Origin of the sequence: Streptomyces sp. NBC_01283 (assembly GCF_041435335.1) — a bacterium.
Classification (GTDB): domain Bacteria; phylum Actinomycetota; class Actinomycetes; order Streptomycetales; family Streptomycetaceae; genus Streptomyces.
The window spans coordinates 8,811,869-8,830,988 of sequence record NZ_CP108430.1; the positions used below are offsets into that span (position 1 = coordinate 8,811,869).

Annotated in this window: 14 protein-coding genes and 1 pseudogene; 11 read left to right on the plus strand and 4 right to left on the minus strand. The window is 71.7% G+C overall.

Annotated features, from left to right (window positions below):
- Positions 1 to 48: 48 nt before the first annotated feature.
- The 6 genes and pseudogenes from OG302_RS39805 to OG302_RS39830 all read left to right on the plus strand — a co-directional run bounded on the left by OG302_RS39805 (position 49) and on the right by OG302_RS39830 (position 5,034).
- Positions 49 to 1,149 (plus strand): cation diffusion facilitator family transporter, encoded by a 1,101-nt coding sequence (locus tag OG302_RS39805; RefSeq protein WP_371749618.1) that lies wholly within the window; start codon positions 49 to 51, stop codon positions 1,147 to 1,149.
- An 86-nt stretch (positions 1,150 to 1,235) separates the two neighbouring features.
- Positions 1,236 to 1,694 (plus strand): hypothetical protein, encoded by a 459-nt coding sequence (locus OG302_RS39810; RefSeq protein ID WP_371749619.1) that lies wholly within the window; start codon positions 1,236 to 1,238, stop codon positions 1,692 to 1,694.
- A gap of 133 nt (positions 1,695 to 1,827) precedes the next feature.
- Positions 1,828 to 2,493: a DUF3105 domain-containing protein gene (locus OG302_RS39815; protein ID WP_371749620.1), complete on the plus strand. Its 666-nt coding sequence runs from the start codon at positions 1,828 to 1,830 to the stop codon at positions 2,491 to 2,493.
- A 70-nt stretch (positions 2,494 to 2,563) separates the two neighbouring features.
- Positions 2,564 to 3,289 (plus strand): hypothetical protein, encoded by a 726-nt coding sequence (locus tag OG302_RS39820; RefSeq protein ID WP_371749621.1) that lies wholly within the window; start codon positions 2,564 to 2,566, stop codon positions 3,287 to 3,289.
- 74 nt (positions 3,290 to 3,363) lie between these two features.
- Positions 3,364 to 4,311 carry a DNA-binding protein gene (locus tag OG302_RS39825; protein ID WP_371749622.1) on the plus strand — a complete coding sequence of 316 codons (948 nt, stop codon included), beginning with the start codon at positions 3,364 to 3,366 and terminating at the stop codon, positions 4,309 to 4,311.
- Positions 4,308 to 5,034, plus strand: a pseudogene (locus OG302_RS39830) (tyrosine-protein phosphatase). Before OG302_RS39825 ends, OG302_RS39830 begins: the two are co-directional and overlap by 4 nt.
- A gap of 155 nt (positions 5,035 to 5,189) precedes the next feature.
- Here OG302_RS39830 and OG302_RS39835 read toward each other — a convergent pair.
- Complete coding sequence (locus OG302_RS39835; protein WP_371750374.1) at positions 5,190 to 7,382, minus strand: FUSC family protein; 2,193 nt, start codon at positions 7,380 to 7,382, stop codon at positions 5,190 to 5,192.
- Between the two features lie 221 nt (positions 7,383 to 7,603).
- Here OG302_RS39835 and OG302_RS39840 point away from each other — a divergent pair, with 221 nt between their 5' ends.
- A complete protein-coding gene (locus tag OG302_RS39840; RefSeq protein ID WP_371749623.1) occupies positions 7,604 to 9,094 on the plus strand; it encodes an MFS transporter in 1,491 nt (496 codons plus the stop codon).
- Between the two features lie 38 nt (positions 9,095 to 9,132).
- Here OG302_RS39840 and OG302_RS39845 read toward each other — a convergent pair whose 3' ends face one another.
- The gene (locus tag OG302_RS39845; RefSeq protein ID WP_371749624.1) at positions 9,133 to 9,708 is read right to left on the minus strand and encodes a TetR/AcrR family transcriptional regulator; all 576 of its coding nucleotides are present in this window, start codon (positions 9,706 to 9,708) and stop codon (positions 9,133 to 9,135) included.
- A 310-nt stretch (positions 9,709 to 10,018) separates the two neighbouring features.
- Between OG302_RS39845 and OG302_RS39850 the strand changes: the two genes are divergently transcribed.
- From OG302_RS39850 to OG302_RS39865, 4 genes are read left to right on the plus strand one after another with little or no spacing between them, the layout of a single operon-like run.
- Positions 10,019 to 10,573, plus strand: coding sequence for a 2Fe-2S iron-sulfur cluster-binding protein (locus OG302_RS39850; RefSeq protein ID WP_361841723.1), 555 nt, complete (start codon positions 10,019 to 10,021; stop codon positions 10,571 to 10,573).
- Positions 10,570 to 11,562, plus strand: coding sequence for a xanthine dehydrogenase family protein subunit M (locus tag OG302_RS39855; RefSeq protein ID WP_371749625.1), 993 nt, complete (start codon positions 10,570 to 10,572; stop codon positions 11,560 to 11,562). The genes OG302_RS39850 and OG302_RS39855 overlap by 4 nt, the downstream gene beginning before the upstream one ends.
- A complete protein-coding gene (locus OG302_RS39860) occupies positions 11,559 to 13,694 on the plus strand; it encodes a xanthine dehydrogenase family protein molybdopterin-binding subunit (protein WP_371749626.1) in 2,136 nt (711 codons plus the stop codon). The genes OG302_RS39855 and OG302_RS39860 overlap by 4 nt, the downstream gene beginning before the upstream one ends.
- Entirely contained in the window at positions 13,687 to 14,838 is a 1,152-nt protein-coding gene (locus OG302_RS39865) for an XdhC family protein (RefSeq protein WP_371749627.1), read from the plus strand. Before OG302_RS39860 ends, OG302_RS39865 begins: the two co-directional genes overlap by 8 nt.
- 62 nt (positions 14,839 to 14,900) lie before the next feature.
- Here OG302_RS39865 and OG302_RS39870 read toward each other — a convergent pair whose 3' ends face one another.
- Both OG302_RS39870 and OG302_RS39875 read right to left on the minus strand, forming a co-directional pair.
- Positions 14,901 to 17,852 carry an FAD-binding and (Fe-S)-binding domain-containing protein gene (locus OG302_RS39870; RefSeq protein ID WP_371749628.1) on the minus strand — a complete coding sequence of 984 codons (2,952 nt, stop codon included), beginning with the start codon at positions 17,850 to 17,852 and terminating at the stop codon, positions 14,901 to 14,903.
- A gap of 48 nt (positions 17,853 to 17,900) precedes the next feature.
- Positions 17,901 to 19,067, minus strand: a complete 1,167-nt coding sequence (locus OG302_RS39875; protein WP_371749629.1) for an alanine--glyoxylate aminotransferase family protein — start codon at positions 19,065 to 19,067, stop codon at positions 17,901 to 17,903.
- Positions 19,068 to 19,120: the final 53 nt, after the last annotated feature.

Genomic DNA, 19,120 nt, shown 5'->3' on the forward strand with positions numbered 1-19,120 from the left:
GGCACCTCGTGGTGTCCACTCTCCGTCCCGCGTCGGAAGGCCGTAGTCGTGAGTCAGCAGCACGGACACCCGCACCCTTCGCACGAGCACCACCAGGCACACGGCCACAGCCACGATGCTCATGGCCACGATCACGGCCATGAGTCCGGTGGCGGTGGGCGGCTGGCCCGATGGCGGCACAAGGTCGGGCACCTGGTGAAGCCGCACTCGCACGAGGCCGCGGACAAGGTCGACACGGCGCTGGAAACATCCGCGCGCGGCATGCGCGCGCTGTGGATCTCGCTGGCCGTCCTGGGCGTGACGGCCGTGGCCCAGGCGGGGATCGTGGTGCTCACCGGCTCGGTCGCGCTGCTGGGCGACACCGTGCACAACGCGGCGGACGCGCTGACCGCGATCCCCCTCGGCATCGCCTTCGTCCTGGGCCGACGAGCCGCCACCCGCCGTTTCACCTACGGCTACGGCCGCGCCGAGGATCTCGCGGGCATCGTCATCCTCCTGACGATCGCGGCCTCGGCCGCCTTCGCGGCCTGGGCGGCGGTGGACCGGCTGCTCAACCCCCGTGCCCTGGAACACCTTTGGGTCGTGGCCATCGCTGCTGTCATCGGTTTCATCGGCAACGAATGGGTCGCCCGCTACCGCATCCGCGTCGGCCGCGAGATCGGCTCGGCCGCCCTGGTGGCCGACGGTCTGCATGCCCGGACGGACGGATTCACCTCGCTCGCCGTCCTGTTGAGCGCGGGCGGCGCGGCCCTGGGCTGGCGGCTCGCCGACCCGATCGTGGGCCTGCTCATCACCGCGGCGATCCTGCTGGTCCTGCGGGACGCGGCGCGCGAGGTCTTCCGCCGGGTGATGGACGCCGTCGACCCGGCCCTGGTCGACGCGGCGGAGGAGGCGCTCCTGACGGTCCCCGGCGTACGGGGCGTCGGCGAGCTGCGCCTTCGCTGGATCGGGCACCGGCTGCGCGCCGAGGTGGCGGTCGTGGTGGACGGGGAGTTGACCGTGCGGGAGGCGCACGAGGTAGCGGTCGGCGCGGAGCACGCCCTGCTGCACGCGGTGCCGAAGCTGACCGCGGCGCTGGTGCACGCCGACCCGGCGGTCCTGCCCGGAGCCCCCGATCCGCACAAGGTCCTCGCGCACCACGGGGTCTGAGCGAGCGACCGGGCTCCGGGGTTCACGTGGGGGCGGCACCGCCCTGAGCCCCGGCGCTGATCGGGCAGCGGCTACTATCTGCGGCCATGGCGTCAGGTCTGCTGGACACGGTGCACGGGGTGCGGCGGACGGCCGCGCGCTGCGCCGTGTTCGGGGTCGGCCTGGCCACCCTGCTGGCCGTCCTGTGCGTGTGCTTCGGCTCCTCGACGCATCATGACGAGCGGGGCGCCCGCGACGTGATGTCCCTCGCGGCCACGCCCATGCCTACGCCCACGGCCGGCGGCGGTGGCTCGGCACCCGCCGAAGGAGCCTCGCCCGGCCGTTCGTCCGGCCCCTCGACCGGCCACAGCTGTCCTCCCCGGGACGAGTGCGCTTCGGCCACCCACGCAGCGGCGATCGCGCTCCCGGCCCCCGAACCGTCCGTGCCGACGACGCTGGGCGAGGCGGGCCTTTCCGCGCCCTCGCTCGCCGCACATCCCGTACCGCGGGCGCCCGTTCACCGGCACGCCCCGGACCTCCACGTCCTTCAGGTGCAGAGGACCTAGGCCGGACCTCCGCGTCGCCGCATCCGTCGTCCGGTCTCGGACACGGTCGCGGTCGCGCGCTCCCGCCGATCACCTCACGCACCATCAGCACCGCCGTGCCATGGGCGCGGTGGGGACAAGGACATTCCCGGACATGGGCACCTCCAAGACAGGTAAGAAGGCCGCGACCTCCGCCGCACGCAAGGCCCGCATACAGGAACTGCGCCGCGCCGAGCAGGCGCGCGACCGCCGCAACCGTGTCATCGCCATCACCGCGGGTGTGGCCGTACTGGCCGGGGTCGCCGGATTCGGCTCGTACGTCCTGCTCGACGCGTCGGAGAAGAAGGACGAGGAAAACGCCGTCGCGCAGGCCCCCGTCCAGGGGGAGAAGTCGTGGGACGCGAAGAAGCTCGGGCGCGATCACGTCACGAAGAAGGTCGACTACCCGATGACCCCGGCGGCGGGCGGCGATCACAGCCAGGCGTGGGCCAACTGCCAGGGAGATGTGTACGACAAGCCGCTGGGCCAGGAGAACGCCGTCCACTCACTGGAACACGGCGCCGTCTGGATCACGTACAACGAAAAGGCGGCGACCGGCGACATCAAGACGCTGAGCCAGAAGGTCAGCGCGACGCCCTACACGCTGATGAGCCCGGTCAAGGAGCAGAAGGCCGCCCTCACGCTCACCGCATGGGGCCGCCAGCTCACCGTGGACAAGGCGTCCGACCCGCGGGTCGAGCAGTTCCTGGGCAAGTACGTCCAGGGGAAGCAGACTCCTGAGCCCGGCGCGGCCTGCACGGGCGGGGTCGGACCGGCCTGAGGCAGAACACGCGCGCCGGGCCGCTCCCGCCAGGTGCCAATCGAAGAGCGGTACGCCTAGTCTCTGAGGTGTGCTGAGCATCGTTGACGACCTGGCCGGGATCGGACCGCTGCGCATGTGCGCCCATGCGCCGTCGGCCGACGACCCGGACGACCTGACCGGTCTGCGCGTGCTCCTCGTCGCGGATGTGCTGGCCCGCGTCGTGGAGCTGCGCGGCCGGACCGTCCTCATCGGGTGGACGTGCCCACCGGCAGCCTCGGCCGACGCTGCCGGTATCCGTCCGGCCGACGCCCACGGCACCGCCGACGAGATCGCCGAAGCGCTCGGCGGGCCGCCCACCGTCCACCTCACCAGCCGTACATACGAGGGCGCGGGCGGTCTGTCGCTCCACATCGGCGAGGCCACCACCACGGGCGGGGCAGCCGGTGAAGGGGACCGGGACGCGCTCGCCCTGCGGCTGCTCCTGCTGAGCCACCCGCACCACGAACCCGTCGACGTCTCCGCGCAGGCCGTCGACGCCGCCCGCGAGAAGTTGGCCAACTGGCGCAAGGCCGTGGCCGCTTGGGCCGACGAGCCGTCCAAGGCGATGCCCGCCGTGTTCGTGGAACGAGCCGGCGCCGCCCTGGAGAACGGCCTCGACACCCCGGCGGTGCTGCGGCTGCTCGGCGATCTGGAGGCGGCCGTCGACGTGCCGAGCGGCGCCAAGTTCGAGACGTTCGCCCACCTCGACCGCGTACTGGCCCTGGAAGTCGTCCGCGATGTGGGCCGTTCGCACTCCACCGAGGTGTATCGCTGACCCCGCGGCGCTGACTCTGCAGCGGGGACATAACCCCTTGGCGGTGGCGTCGGCGGATGGCGGATCATGGTGGGGTGAGCTCCTCGGCCCTCCGCACCCCAGAGTTGTCGCTGCGCACCACCGAGCGTCTCGTGGCCCTCGACGCCACGACCGGCGCGGTCTCCGCGATGCCTGCCGTTCGCGCGGCCCTGCGGCGCGTCCCGGAGCTGTCCGCCGATCCCGGGAGTCTCCGTGCGCGGAGCAGTGAGGGGCTCGCGGCCCTCGCCGAGCTGTGCGAAGTCATCGGGTGGATCCTTTTCGACGCGGGTCTCTACCGCGAGTCCCACCGGATGAACGCACGGGCGCTGGCCTTGGCAGAGATCTGCGGTGACCGCTGGACCGCCCGCTTCGTCCTGTTGAACGACAGCATGCTCAAGACCCATACGGGAGCGCCGCGTGCCGCCCTGGAGGCCGCGGCCCGCGTACACGGGACGCGAGCGCTCCCCGCCAGGGTCAGCAGCCTCGTCATGATCCGCCAGGCGCACGCGATCGCCCTGCTCGGCGGCCACCGCGAGCCCATGGACCTGATGGTCCGCGCCCGGAGCCGGTTCCTCGACGGCATCTCGCGCCACGATCCGCCCTGGGCCTGGTGGATCGACTCGACCGAGCTGCTCGGCCACCGGGGCTGGGTCCTGGCCCGGCTGCACCGATGGGACCAGGCCATTCCCCTTCTGTACGAGGTGGCCACCGCGCCGGGCCCCGCCTACCGGAACCTCTTCACCGCGCAGCTCCTCTCCGCACTGGCACGAGCCGGAGCCTGGAGAGACGCGGAGGGTCTCATCGCCGGGCTCGCTCCCCGCGCCGCCCGCATCGGGTCCGTACGGACGACTCAGACGCTTGGGCGGACGGCGTCCCATCTGTTCAGGAGTCCCGGCATCCCCGCTCCCCTGCGGGAGGCGGCTGCGTTCCTGCTGGAGTCCCTGCCGGTGCCGGGGTGGGCGCAGGTTCTTCACGGGCTCCACACCGTAGGGTTTCGCACGTGAGACGACACATAGACTTCGAGTACCTGCACAACTTCCGGGATCTGGGCGGCTATCGGACCGCTGACGGGCGCACGCTGCGCTGGGGCCGTCTGTACCGCGCCGACTCGCTCGCCAAGCTGCGGGGAGCCGACTGGGACCGCTTCCTCTCGCTGGGCGTCCGTACCGTGATCGACCTGCGCTACCCGTGGGAGATCGAGGCCAAGGGGCGGGTGCCCGAGGCGGAGGGACTCGCCTACGTCAACCTCAGCGTGGAGCACCGGCCTTACGACCAGGCGGAGATCGACCCCGGCCTCGACCCGTGGCGCTACCTCGCCGACCGCTACGCGGAAGTCGCCCTCGACGGCGCGGAGGAACTCCACCAGGCCCTGGAGGTCATCGCCTCGGGCAGCACCCCGCAGGTCTTCCACTGCGCCTCGGGCAAGGACCCGCACCGGGCTGCTCGCCGCGCTCGTCCTCGCGCTGCTCGGCGTGGACGAGGACGACATCGCCGCGGACTTCGCCCTCACGGAGCTGGCCACGGCACGGCTGATCGCGGACTGGAAAGCGGCCCACCCGGGCCGGGCCCTGAACTGGCCCGGCTACGGACGAGCGCCCGAAGAGATCATGCGCCTCTTCCTGGCCGACCTGACCGCCACCTACGGCTCGGTGCACGACTACGCGGTCAAACAGCTCGGGGTCGACGACCCCCTGATCGAGCGTCTGCGCTCGCGGCTGCTGGACTGAACCGCCGCCGACGGACCTCTGCGCGGCGGCTCAGCTCCGGAGCGCCGCGCACGTACGCCCGGCGATGTCGACGACATCGTCCGGCCGCCACTGACCCGCGAACTGACGCAGGCTCAGCTCGCGGCCGAGCTGGTGGCCTCCTGAGCATGCGGTGGTCAGACCCGCGCGGCCTTCCCCGACCGTCCCGCGACCGGCACGTCGAGAGGTCGCGCGAGGCCCACCACACCCTCGTCCAGGCGTTGCAGATGGCGCAGCACGCGGTAGGTGACGGTGCCCGAGCGCGGGGCGCCGGAACCCTCGGCCTCCAGCATCGAGGCGATGCTCGCACCCGACTCGACCTCGCCCGTGGCCTTGTCGTCCTCCACGTAGGCGGCGATGACCTCGATGTTGTGGGCGATGCGCAGACCGGCCCGCTCCAGACGCGGATCCGCCGCGACGTTCTTGCTGTACGGCACGAGCTCGGCCGTCGCCGCCAGGGAGCGGGCGTGGTAGGCGCAGGTCTCCAGGAGCGCCACCAGATAGCGGGCGGTCCTGCGGCGGCCCCGCAGCGGGGTGATCGGGTGGGTCAACGGCTGGATGGAGGCACGCAGATCGTCGAGCGCGGTGTCCAGGTCCCGCGCCTTGTCCAGGAGATCGGCCGCCGGACCGCCACTGAGCTGCTCCACCGACGCGGAGATGACGTCGGCGAGCCGGGTCAGGACCGTGTTCAGGAGCTCGTCGGTGCGGCGGTCGGTGTGCACCGGAAGCACGAGGACCGCCGCGATGATGCCGCAGGCGGCTCCGAGCGCCGTCTCCTCGATGCGCAGCCAGAGCACGGAGAGGCTGTAGGTGTTCAGGAGCGTGTAGAGCAGGCCCAGCATCGCCGTGACGAAGAAGGACATGAGCGCGTACGACAGGGGAGCGGTGAAGAACATCGCGAAGATGAAGAGCAGGACCAGCGCGAACGCTATCCACGTGTGATTGCCGACCAGACCCGCCAGCGCCACCCCGGCGACCACCCCGAGCACCGTGCCCAGGAGCCGTCGGTACCCCTTGACCAGGATCTCGCCCGTGGACGCCGTGTTGAGGAACACCACCCAGCAGGTGAGCACCGCCCAGTACCAGCGCTGGGTGGAGAGGAACTCGCCGCCGATGATGGCCAGGGTCGAGCCCACCGAGACCTGGAACGCGGCCCGCGTGGTGGGGCGCCGCAGCCCGGTGCGGTCGTCCTCCTCGGGTTCGGCGATGTCCTCGGCACCGGCGATCGCGATGTCCTCGGCGTCGAACTCCTCGCGGGAGCGGGTCGTCGCGGGGGAGTCGTCGGACTCGTCCTGGGGCCCGTCGAGCGCGATCCGCAGGCCGAGGACGGCTCGGGCCGCCTCACCGATGCCGCGGAAGACGTCCTGGACGGCCATCGACGCGCGCGGCAGGTTGTCCTCGTCGCGGTAGCCGAGCAGCCGGTTGCGCACGTGGGCCAGTGCCGTGCCCTTGTCGTCGGCGACCGGGCGGCCGACCAGCAGGTGCAGCGCCTTCAGGTCCCTGCGCAGGGTGACGGTGGCGTCGTCCTCGGCGCGGATGCGCGTTCCGGTCGCCGGCACGGGCGCGTACGGCAGGTGCAGGGTGAGGGTGTCCGCGCGTTCGGCGCTGCGCGCGTTCAGGAGGAGTACGCCGAGGCGTTCGGCGGCGATCTCCGCGTCCGCCACTCGGCGTTGGACCAGCGTCGCCGTGGCCGCGTCGGGGGTGCCCTCCTCCAGGCGGCCCTGGATCATCAGGGCGGTCTCGTGCAGCCGGGAGGTGCCGCGCCGCAGCTCGGCGAGGACCTTCTCCAACTGCTCCGGGGTGGCGTCCAGGAGCTCGATCTGCGTGGCCACGAGCTGCGCGAGCCGCGCCCTGAAGGCGACGCGCAGCCGCCCCAGATCACGCCCGGGAGTCTCCGGCACGACGGCGAACCGTACGACGGCACTGCACACGAAGGCAACGGCCAGCGCCAGATACAGGCTGGGCAGGGCGGACGTGCTCGCACCCACGAACAGCGAGACGAAGTAGACCTGAAAACCGATCAGGCCTAGGGCCGTACCCCGGTCGCCGAACCGGCGGCTGTAGACGGCACCGAAGATCAGCGCGACGAAGAAGATGTCACCCGCGATGACCTGGTCGTGCAGCAGCGCGCCCAGGGAGATCGCCGCGATCGCGACGGGCAGCCCGAGCGCGAGCGTGATCGCCTGGCCGCGCACCTCCTTCTCCTTGATGGCGAAGGTGGAGACCATCGCGGTCATGGCTCCCGCGACCATGTGCGTCACGTCGGTGCCGAGCAGCGCGAGGACGATGAGCGTGAGCGCGATCGCGCCGACCGTCCGCAGCCCCGCCATCAGCCGCAGAAGTCCGGGGTCCGACGCCACGAAGCGGTCCCATGTGCCGGTCCTGGTCCGCCGTCTCACTGCGCTCACACCCTCATTGCCGCTGTTCAGGCCGCGATTCTGTCACGGCGGGGTGGAACCGGGGCTTGAGGGTTCACAGCGTGATACGCCCGCGGGGCAGACGCGAAGTAGCCGAAAGTCTCCGGGGCGAGTTCAACGAAACACTTGAAGTCATGAATCCAGCAGATGACGAACTGACCGGGGCAGAGCTGTGCGCCGACGCCCCAGAAGCCAAGGAGACGAGGGGACGCGGCGCCCCCGCCCGGCCACGCTGGTGGACGCTCCTCGCGGTGAGCGCGGCCCAGCTCCTCGTGGTCCTCGACGGCACCATCGTGAACATCGCTCTCCCCTCCGCGCAGAGCGCACTGGACATGTCCGACGCGAGCCGGCAGTGGGCGATCACCGCCTACGCGCTGGCCTTCGGCGGACTGCTGCTGATCGGCGGCCGGGTCAGCGGCGTGCTCGGTCACCGGCGTGCGTTCCTCGTCGGCCTGATCGGCTTCGCCGCCGCGTCCGCGCTCGGCGGGGCGGCAGTGAACCCCGAGATGCTCTTCGGGGCGCGAGCCCTGCAAGGGGTGTTCGCCGCGCTCCTCGCACCCGCGGGTCTCTCCTTGCTGACGATCACCTTCACCGAGCCGGGTGAACGCGGCCGGGCCTTCGGCGTGTTCGCCGCGGTGGGCGCGGCGGGATCGGCGGTCGGCCTGGTCGCCGGGGGCCTGCTCACCGAGTACGCGAGCTGGCGCTGGTGCCTCTACGTCAACGTCCCCGTCGCCCTGTTCGCCGTGCTCGGCGCGACGTTCGTGCCACGGGACCGGCCGGTCAGGGGCGAGGGGCGGCTCGACGTGGCGGGCGCCCTGCTCAGCGCCACGGGCTTCGCCGCGATCGTGTACGCCTTCAACGAGGCGGAGCCGCTCGGCTGGGGGTCGCCGAAGGTCCTCGGCCTGCTCGCGGGCGGCCTCCTGCTGCTCGCCGCGTTCGCCGCCGTCGAGGTACGGGCGCCGCGCCCGCTGCTTCCGATGCGTGTGCTCGTGCACCGTGCCCGCGCCGGGGCGTTCGTCTCCATCACCCTGCTGTTCGTCGCGATGTTCGGCTTCTACCTGTTCATGAGCTACTACACGCAGACGGTCCTCGGTTACTCACCCGTCGAGTCGGGCCTGACGCTGATCATCAACGCCGTGGCCGCTCTGGTGGGCGCGACACTGGTCGCCGGGAGGCTCCACGGACGTGTCGCGCCCGCCGTGCTGATCGTGCCGGGGCTGCTGGCCGCGGCGGCGGGGATGTTCCTGCTGACTCGCCTGACGTCGCAGAGCACGGACGTCTTTCCGCTGTACCTGGTGCCCGCGTTGATCCTGACCGGCCTCGGCCTCGGCTGCGTCCTGCCGCCCACCGCGAGCCTGGCCACCGCCGACGTGCCGCCGCACGACATCGGAGCCGCCGCGGCGGCCTACAACGCCTCCCAGCAACTGGGAGCCGCGCTCGGCACCGCCCTGCTCAATACGATCGCGGCCAGCGCCACCGCCTCGTACCTGGCGTCCACCACGGACGCCACTCCCACGGCGGCCTCCGTGCACGGCTCCACCACGGCCCTGATGGTCGCCTTCGTCATCCTGGTCGCCGCCGCGTGCGTCGCGGGGCCGCTGACCAGGAGCGTCCGAGCCCGCTGACCCGGACCCGGACCCGGACCCGATGACCGTACGCAGGCTCAGTGCCCGGGTGCTCCTGCGCGCAGTCCGTCCATGACCAGGTCAAGGAGCCGTCCGGCGCGCGACTGCCAGTCGCCGTGCGGGTCGATCTGCCAGAGGCCCGCGATGGCGAGCAGGAAGTCGTCGGGGGTGAGGCCGGGGCGGATGGTGCCCGCCTCCTCGTTCGCCTTCAGGAGAAGGGTGACCGCGGAGGTCACCGGCCCATGGCCCACCCCGGCCAGCGTGCCGAGGGTGCTGGTGGCCTTGCGCATCGCGTCGGCGAGGCCCGCCTTGGCCATGGCGTACTGCGCGAGGCGGTCCATCCACTCCCGCAGGGCCTGGTCGGGGGCGCGCGTGTCGAGGAGCTGGCAGGCGGTGTCGGCGACCTGCTGGACCTCGTAGCGGTAGACCTCAAGGACGAGGGCCTCGCGGTTGGGGAAGTTGCGGTAGAACGTCCCCTGGCCGACGCCCGCCTTCTTGGCGATCGTGCTGAGCGGGGCGTCCGCCGAGTGCGTCAGCTCGGCCAGCGCCACTTCCAGGATGCGCTCGCGATTCCGTTGCGCGTCCGAGCGCAAGACGTCCTTCTTCTGATGCACTCGTCCTCCTCCCGAGAATCGCGGCCCGGGCCACTCTTGCTAAGCGGACAACTGTCCGTTAAATTCTGAAGCTAACGGACAGCTGTCCGCTTAGGGTCACCATACCGGCAGGCGCGGCCGGTGGGGAGGTCGGCCGACAGGGCCGTGGACCTCTCCCTCGCCGCCCACGCCACAGATGCCCCGAGCCGACCCCCTTGACGCACGGTGCCACCCCCTCTCGAACTCCTCCCTCCGGGAGCCCCCGCATGACGTTCACGCTCGTACGTGAAAAAAGCTGGCAAAAGCTGACAGAAGTGAAAGAAGGCTGATCGTGGCCCCAACGACGTCCAGCGCCATCACGCTGAACATCAACGGCGAAAAGCACACGCTGCCCGTCGACCACCGCACCACCCTGCTCGACGCCCTGCGCGAGCGCCTCGATCTGACCGGCACGAAGAAGGGCTGCGACCAAGGGCAGTGCGGCGCCTGCACGGTGCTGATCGACGGCCGCCGTGCCGTCTCCTGCCTGCAACTCGCCGTCGCCTCCGAGGGGCGGGAGATCACCACCATCGAAGGCGTGGCCGACGGGGACCGGCTGCACCCGGTGCAGCAGGCGTTCCTCGACCTCGACGGATACCAGTGCGGCTACTGCACGCCGGGACAGGTCTGTTCGGCCATCGCGGTCATCGAGGAACACGCGGCCGGCTGGCCCAGCGCCGCGACCACCGACGTACGGCCCGAAGCGGGCGTCCCCGAGCTCAGCGCGGACGAGATCCGCGAGCGCATGAGCGGCAACCTGTGCCGCTGCGGCGCGTACGTGTCGATCGTCCAGGCGGTCGCGCGGGCGGCAGCCGCCGAGACCGAGGCTGCGGAGGCCGTGGCATGAGGGAATTCGGCTATCAGCGGGCGGTCGACGTGCCCGGCGCGGTCGCGCTGCTCGGCACCGACCCCGACGCGCGCTTCCTGGGCGGCGGCACGAACCTCGTCGACCTGATGAAGACCGGCGTGGAACGGCCCGGACTGCTCATCGACGTACGCGAATTGCCCCTCGACCGCATCGAGGCCACGGACGACGGCGGGCTGCGGATCGGCGCGACCGTCACCAACAGCGACCTCGCGGCCCACCCCGAAGTGCGGCGCCGCTACCCGGCGTTGGCGGAGGCCGTCCTGGCCGGCGCGTCGGGCCAGCTGCGCAACATGGCCACCGTCGGCGGAAACCTGCTCCAGCGCACCCGCTGCGGCTACTTCGCAGACCTGTCCAAACCGTGCAACAAACGATCCCCCGGCAGCGGCTGTCCCGCGATCGAGGGCGAGCACCACAACCACGCCATCCTCGGCGCCACCGAGCACTGCGTGGCCGTCCACCCCTCCGACATGGGGGTGGCGCTCACCGCTTTCGACGCGGTCATCTCGTACGAGACGGCGCAGGGCACCGGCGAACTGCCGCTCGCGGACTTCTATCTCTCCGTGGGCAGCACCCCGCACCTGGAGACCGCGCTGCCGTCCGGCGCGCTCATCACCGGCGTCACGCTGCCGGCCGCCCCGATCGCCGCCCACTCCCGCTACCGCAAGGTGCGCGAGCGCGCCTCGTACGCCTTCGCGATCGGCTCGATCGCCGCGGCGCTCGACGTCCGGGACGGCGTCGTCCACGAAGTGCGCCTTGCCTTCGGCGCGGTCGCGTCCCGGCCGTGGCGCGCACGGGAGGCCGAGCGTGCCCTGACCTACGGCCCCGCGACCGCCGAAGCGTTCGCGGCCGCCGCGGACGCCGAGCTGGCCGCCGCGAAGCCCCTGCCCGACAACGGCTACAAGGTGACGCTGATGCGCAACCTCGTCGTCGCCCTGCTGACCGAGCTCACCGAGGAGGCCGCCCGATGACGGCGCGGACCAAGACGACCCCGTCCGGCGCGGCGTCGGGCACCGTCGGCGCTTCGTACACCCGCGTGGAGGGCCTGGACAAGGTCACCGGCGCGGCCCGGTACGCGGGAGAGATCCCCTTCGCCGAACTCGCCCACGGCTGGCTGGTGCTGTCCACCATCGCCCGGGGCCGGATCCTCTCCGTCGAGTCGGACCCCGTACGCGAGATGCCCGGTGTCCTGGCCGTCCTGCACCACGGGAACGCGCCGCGCGTGGACACGGACTACGTCAGCATCGTCGGCACCCCCGATCCGATCTTCGAGGTCTTCCAGCACGACCGGGTGCCCTTCGTCGGCTGGCCGGTGGCGCTGGTGGTCGCCGAGACCTCCGAGCAGGCCAGGGAGGCCGCCGAGGCGCTGGTGGTGCGGTATGAGGAGGAGCCGCACGACGTCGCGTTCTCCGCCGGGCACCCCGGCACGTACACGCCGGACGGCGACGGCACGCTGAAGGAGAAGGGCGACCTGGAGGCCGAACTCGCCGCGTCCGCGCATGTCGTGGACGAGGAGTACACCACGCCCGAAGAGCACCACGGCTCGATGGAGCCGCACGCGGCGATGGCGCGCTGGGACAGCGGACGACTCGAAGTCGTCGACTCCAACCAGAGCAGCATGTGGATCGCGGACGAGCTGGCGAAGCTGTTCTCGCTCGACCGGGCCTCGGTCCGGGTGCGCTCCGAACACATCGGCGGCGCCTTCGGCTCCAAGGGCGTACGCGTGCACCAGATCGCCGCCGTGATGGCGGCGACGCTGCTCGACCGGCCCGTCCGGGTCGTCCTCAGCCGCCGCCAGCTGTTCTCGCTCACCGGCTACCGCAGCCCTACCGCCCAGCGCGTCAGGCTCGGCGCGGACGCGGACGGGCGGCTGCGCGCCGTCGACCACCAGGCGCACAGCCTCACGTCGACGGTCCATGAATTCGTGGAGGGGAGCGCCGGGTTCGGGCGTCCGATGTACGCATCCGACGCCCACCGCAGCGTCAACCGCGTCGTGCGCCTCGACGTGCCGACGCCGACCTTCATGCGCGCTCCCGGCGAGGCTCCGGGATCATTCGCGCTGGAGTCCGCGCTCGACGAACTCGCCGCGCGGTGCGGTGTGGACCCCGTCGCGCTGCGCGCCCGCAACGAACCGGACGTGGGCCCCGTCTCCGGGCTGCCGTTCGCCAGCCGCAATCTGCTCTCGGCCTTCCAGGAGGGGGCCCGCAGGTTCGGCTGGGCGGACCGCGACCCGCGTCCCGGCCTGCGGCGCGAGGGGCGCTGGTTGCTCGGCACCGGCACCGCGGCGGCCACCTTCCCGGTGATCGTCTCGCCGTCCACGGCGGCCGTGACGGCGGAGGCCGACGGCACCTTCACGGTGCGGATCACCGCATCGGACGTCGGTACGGGAGCACGGACCGCGCTGACCCTGATCGCCGCGGAAGCCCTTGAAGTGCCCCAGGACCGCGTCCAGGTGCGCATCGGGGACAGCGACTTCGGCCCGGCGGCGATCTCCGGCGGCTCGATGGGCACCCGCTCCTGGGGCTGGGCCGTAAGGATGGCGGTGGCCGACCTGCGGGAGCAACTGGCCCTGGGCGGTGACATTCCGCCGCAGGGAATCACCGTGCGGTCCAGCACCGCCGCGGCCGTCGGAGCCCTCGCGCAGAAGGAACGGCACTCCTACGGCGCGCAGTTCGCCGAGGTCGCCGTCGACGTCACCACCGGCGAGGTGCGGGTACGGCGCATGCTCGGCATCTTCGCGGCGGGCCGCATCATCAACCCGCTCACCGCGCGCAGTCAACTCGTCGGCGGGATGATCTGGGGCCTGTCCATGGCCCTGCACGAGGAGGCCCACCGGGACCAGGCGACGGGCGGCCACGTCGGCGCCGACTTCGCGGGCTACCACTTCGCCGCCAACGCCGATGTGCCGGTCATCGAGGCGGACTGGGTGGAGGACACCGACGAGGACGACCCGGTCGGCATCAAGGGCATCGGCGAGATCGGCATCGTGGGGGCCGCCGCGGCCATCGCCAACGCGGTCTGGCACGCGACCGGCGTACGCCACCGCCATCTGCCCATCCGTCCCGACCGTGTCCTGAACGCGGGAGGAGCCCCGGGTGCTTGACATCGCCGACACGCTGAACCGCTGGGTCGAGGAGGGCCGGGACTTCGCGGTCGCCACCGTCGTGACGGTGGGCGGCAGCGCGCCGCGCCCGCCCGGCGCCGCTCTCGCCGTCGACAGCGAGGGCACGGTCATCGGTTCGGTCTCCGGCGGCTGTGTGGAGGGAGCGGTGTACGAGCTGTGCGTCCAGGCCCTCCAGGACGGCATGACCGTGCGCGAGCGGTTCGGCTACAGCGACGAGGACGCCTTCGCGGTCGGCCTGACCTGCGGCGGCGTCATCGAGGTCCTGGTCACGCCGCTCAGCGCGGACGCGCCGGGCAGGCAGGTCTTCGCGGCGGCGATCTCGGCCGCCGCCCGCGGGGACGCCGCGGCGCTCGCCCGCGTGGCCCGGGGCCCCGCCGAACTCATCGGCAGGGTCGTGCTCGTCCACCCCGACGGCTCGTACGAAGGTGGTCTGGAAGGGCACCCGGACCTCGACCGGACGGTGGTGGGGGAGACCCGCGCGATGCTGGACGCGGGCCGCACCAGCGAGTTCGACGTCTCGGAGAGCGGATCGCGCTGCGGCGAGCCCCTGACCGTGTTCGTCGAGTCGTGCGTGCCCCCGCCCCGCATGATCGTCTTCGGTGCGATCGACTTCGCCGCGGCCCTGGTGCGCACGGGCAAGTTCCTCGGCTACCACGTGACCGTGTGCGACGCCCGTCCGGTCTTCGCCACGCGGGCCCGCTTCCCCGAGGCCGACGACATCGTGATCGACTGGCCGCACCGCTACCTCAGGGACACCGCGACCGACGGCCGCACAGCCTTGTGCGTCCTCACCCACGACGCCAAGTTCGACATCCCGCTCCTTGAGGTGGCCCTGCGGCTCCCGGTCGCGTTCGTCGGCGCGATGGGCTCACGCCGCACCCACGAGGACCGCAACAAGCGCCTGCGGGAAGTGGGCGTCACCGAAGAGGAGTTGGCCCGCCTCCACTCCCCGATAGGGCTCGACCTCGGGGCCCGCACCCCGGAGGAGACCGCCCTGTCGATAGCGGCCGAGATCGTCGCGGCGCGCCGGGGCGGTACGGGGGCTCCGCTGACCGGTTCCGGGTCGCCGATCCACCATGAGGCGGGCGGTGCGGGGGCGGGCGGCTCCCACGCAGCCGCGTGACCTGACCCGGCAGGGTGCGAGGGCGGCCCGCGGTGTTCGTGCACCGCGGGCCGCCATGGCGCTCACGCCGGTTCCACCGCCTCCCACAGCAACTGCACCGGATGCCAGGCGTTCCGCTCCGTCCCGTGGAAGATCTGCTGGCGGCAGGAGACTCCGGTGGCGACCACGACCGTGTCGGCGGCCTCCGCCTCGATCGCGGGGAACAGCCGGTCGTCACCGACCGTCATCGACACCTCGTAGTGCTCGGACTCGAAGCCGAAGGACCCCGCCATCCCGCAGCACCCGGCGTCCAGTTCGGACACCGTCACCCCCGGGATGCGGTTCAGGAGCGCGACGGTCGCGGCCGTGCCCACCTCCGCCTTCTGGTGGCAGTGACCGTGGTAGAGCAGCTTGCGTCCGGCGAGCCACGAGTCGTCGCGCAGCCGCAGCCGTCCCTCGTCGAGAGCCTCCACCAGCAGCTCCTCGACCTGACGCACCCTCCCGGAGATGTCCTTGACGGCGGTGTCGTCCGGCAGCAGGGCCCGGTGTTCGTCGCGCAGTGTCATCAGGCAGGAGGGCTCGCAGCCCACGATCGGTGAGCCTGGGTCCGTCGACTCCCCGAGTGTGTGGGCGAGTTGCCGCGCCTTGTTCTTGGCGTCGTCGACCAGGCCCTTGGAGAGGCTGGACCTGCCGCAGCAGCCGCCGCTCTCCAGCCGTACCTGCCACCCCGCACGTTCGAGCAGCTCGATGGCCGCACGGCCGATGCCCGGCTCGGTGAACGTGGTGAAGGAATCGGCGAGGTAGGTGACGGTGCCCTGGGTGACCGGGTACGCGGTGGGCGTACGACGGTGGAACCAGCGCAGCAGATTGCGGCGCACGAACACCGGCAGCGGCCGCTGGGGAGCGATGCCGACCACGCGGTCCATGAGCCGGCGCACCGGCGCGATGCGCCCCGGCAGATTGGACAGCGGGGCCGTCGCCGACCCCAGGCGGTTCAGGAGCCGGATCGCACCGAACAGACGGGTGCGCAGCGGCACTCCATGGGTGTCGTGGTAGTGCGAGAGGGTCTCGCTCTTGAGGGTGGCCATGTCGACGCCGAGCGGGCACTCGCTCTTGCACGCCTTGCACATCAGGCACAGGTCGAGGATCTCGTGCAGCCGCTCGTCCCCGAGCGCGGCCTTCGGGTCGGGCTCGGAGAGGGCCTTGACCAGGGCTCCCGCCCGGCCACGGGTGGAGTCCTCCTCCTTGCGGGTGGCCATGTACGAGGGGCACATGGCGCCGCTGCCCGACTTGCGGCACAGGCCGATGTTCATGCACCGGTCCGCCGCCGCCCGCATGCCACCCTCGCCCACGACCTCGAAGGACAGCCGGGTGCGCAGCGGCTCGGCGGGCGGCAGGGCCGCGTCGCGCAGGTTCTCCGTCATCGGCGCCGCGTCCACGATCTTGCCCGGGTTGAGGATGTTGTCGGGGTCGAAGAGCCGCTTGACCCGGCGCATCGCCTCGTACAGCTGCTCGCCGAAGATCTCCCGGTTGAACTCGCTGCGCGCGAGACCGTCACCGTGCTCGCTGGAGTTCACCCCGCCGTATTCGGCGACCAGATCCTTGATCTCCTCCGCGACGGCACGCATCCGGCCGATGTCCGCCGGGTCGGTGAGGTCGAGGTAGGGCCGGATGTGCAGACAGCCGACCGAGCAGTGGCCGTAGAAACCGGCCGTCATGCCGTGCCGGTCGAGGACGTCCTTGAACCTGCGGGTGTAGTCGCCCAGGTGCACCGGGTCCACGGCGGTGTCCTCGACGAAGGCGAGCGGGCGCCGGGTGCCCTCACTGGCCGCCATGAGCAGCCCGAGCCCCGCCTTGCGGACCTTCAGGAGCGACGACTGCTGGGCCGGTGTGACGGCCTGGAGGGTGTGATAGCCGTGCCCGTGCCGGGACCAGAGCTCCGTGAGCCGCCGCATCCGGTCCAGGAGTTCACCCTCTTCGTCACCGGTGAAGGACACGAAGAGCAGCGCTTCGGGTTCCCCTTCCAGGAGGTCGCCGAGCGCCGCGTACTCGATCTTGCGCCGGGACAGATCGAGGATCGTACGGTCCATCAGCTCCACGGCGGCGGGATCGCAGGCCAGCGCGTCCTCCGTCCCCCCGATGGCTTCCGCCACCGAGGCGAAGTGGCCGACGGCGATCACCGTGCGGCGCGGCTTGGGCACCAGATCGACCAGGGCGCTCGTCGCGACCGCCAGGGTCCCTTCCGAGCCGACGACGAACTTGGCGAGGTCGAAGGGGGTGTCGTCGCGGGCAAGGCGGTCGAGGCGGTAACCGCAGGCGCGTCGCCAGTGCTCGGGGAACCCCTCGGCGATGGCCGTCGCGTTGGCCCGCACGATCTGGGGCAGCTCCCGATAGAGAGCGCCTTCCAGCGTCAACTGCTGTGCGCGGTAGGCCCGTTCGCCCTCGTCGACCCGGCCGAGCGGCACCCGGCTGGCGTCCGAGAGCACCACGTCGAGTTCGCGGACGTGGTCGATGGTCATGCCGTAGCGCACCGACCCGCTGCCGGCCGAGTTGTTGCCGATCATCCCGCCGATGGTGGCGCGGTTGCTGGTCGAGGTGTCCGGGCCGAACATCAGCCCCCATGGACTCGCCGCGCGATTGAGCTGGTCCTGTACGACGCCGGTCTCGACCAGGGCGGTCCCGCTGCTCGGGTCGAGCTCCACGATGCGGTTCATATGGCGGGACAGGTCGAGGACCAGTCCGGGCCCGACGGTCTGGCCCGCCAGGCTGGTCCCGGCCCCGCGTGGCACCACGGGCACCCCGTGGGCGGCGGCGGCCGCGACCGCCGCCGCGACGTCGTCGGCGTGGCGGGGGAAGACCACGCCCATCGGCATGATGGCGTACATGCTCGCGTCCCGGGCGAACAAGTGCCGCGTGTAGTCGTCGAACTGAACCTCGCCGTCGAGATCCCTGACCAGGTCCTTCTGGAGACCATGGGCCCGGTCCTGGGTCTCGGCGCTTTCGTGCGTGGGGCTCTCGCCCTCGGTGACGGTCATGCTCGGGGGCCTCCTCGGCGGGTGGGGGAGTCGGGCGGGCGTCTGCCGTCACTCGGCGCGCAGGATGTCCAGGGCGGCGGTGAGCCCGCCGGGGTCGATGCGCACGCCCGCCAGTTGGAGGCCCATCTGCACCCCGGCGAGCGTGCCCGCCAGGGTCAGGTCGTTGAGGTGGCCGAGGTGGCCGATGCGGAAGATCCGCCCGGCGAGCTTGCCGAGGCCCGCACCCAGGGACATGTCGAACCGCTCAAGGATGATCTCGCGCACCTTGTCGGCGTCCTGATCCTCGGGCATGAGCACCGCGGTCAGCGACGACGAGTACTCGCGGTCGTCGGCGCAGAGCACCTCGAGTCCCCAGCCGCGGACGGCCGTTCGGGTGGCCGCCGCATGCCGGTCGTGCCGGGCGAAGACCGCGGGCAGGCCCTCCGCCTGGAGCATCCGCAGCGCTTCGGCGAGACCGTAGAGGAGGTTGGTGGCCGGGGTGTACGGGAAGAATCCGCGCCGGTTCGCCTCGATGATCGGCTGCCAGTCCCAGTAGGACCTGCGCAGCCGCGCGGTGCGGGAGGCGGCCAGGGCCTTCTCGCTCACGGCGTTGAAGCCGAGCCCCGGCGGCAGCATCAGCCCTTTCTGGGAGCCGGCGACGGTGACGTCGACGCCCCACTCGTCGTGCCGGTAGTCGATCGAACCCAGCGAGGAGATCGTGTCGACGAGCAGTAGCGCCGGGTGTCCCGTCGCATCCATCGCCCGCCTGATCTCGGGCACCCTGCTGGTCACGCCGGTCGACGTCTCGTTGTGCACGACGCAGACGGCCTTGATCGTGCGAGCGCTGTCGGCCGCGAGGCGTTCGGCGATGTCCTCGGGGGACGCGCCGTGGCGCCAGTCGCCGGGCAGCAAGTCGACGTAGAGACCGAGACCGGCCGCCATCTGCTGCCAGAGCGTGGCGAAGTGGCCGGTCTCCACGTGCAGCACCCGGTCCCCGGTGCTGAGCGTGTTGACCAGGGCCGCTTCCCAGGCGCCGGTGCCCGAGCCCGGGAAGACGACGACCGGTCCCGATGTGCCGAAGACCGGCTTCAGCGCGGCGAGCAACTCCGTGGTGAGCGCGGCGAATTCGGGGCCGCGATGGTCGATGGTCGGCGCCGAGATGGCGCGGAGCACCTGGTCGGGGACATTGGTGGGGCCCGGTATCTGCAGGAAGTGCCGCCCGGCTTGAGAGGTCACTGTGGCCAACTCCCTTGAAATGCGTGCCGCATTGTGGCACGATGTGTCGTAAG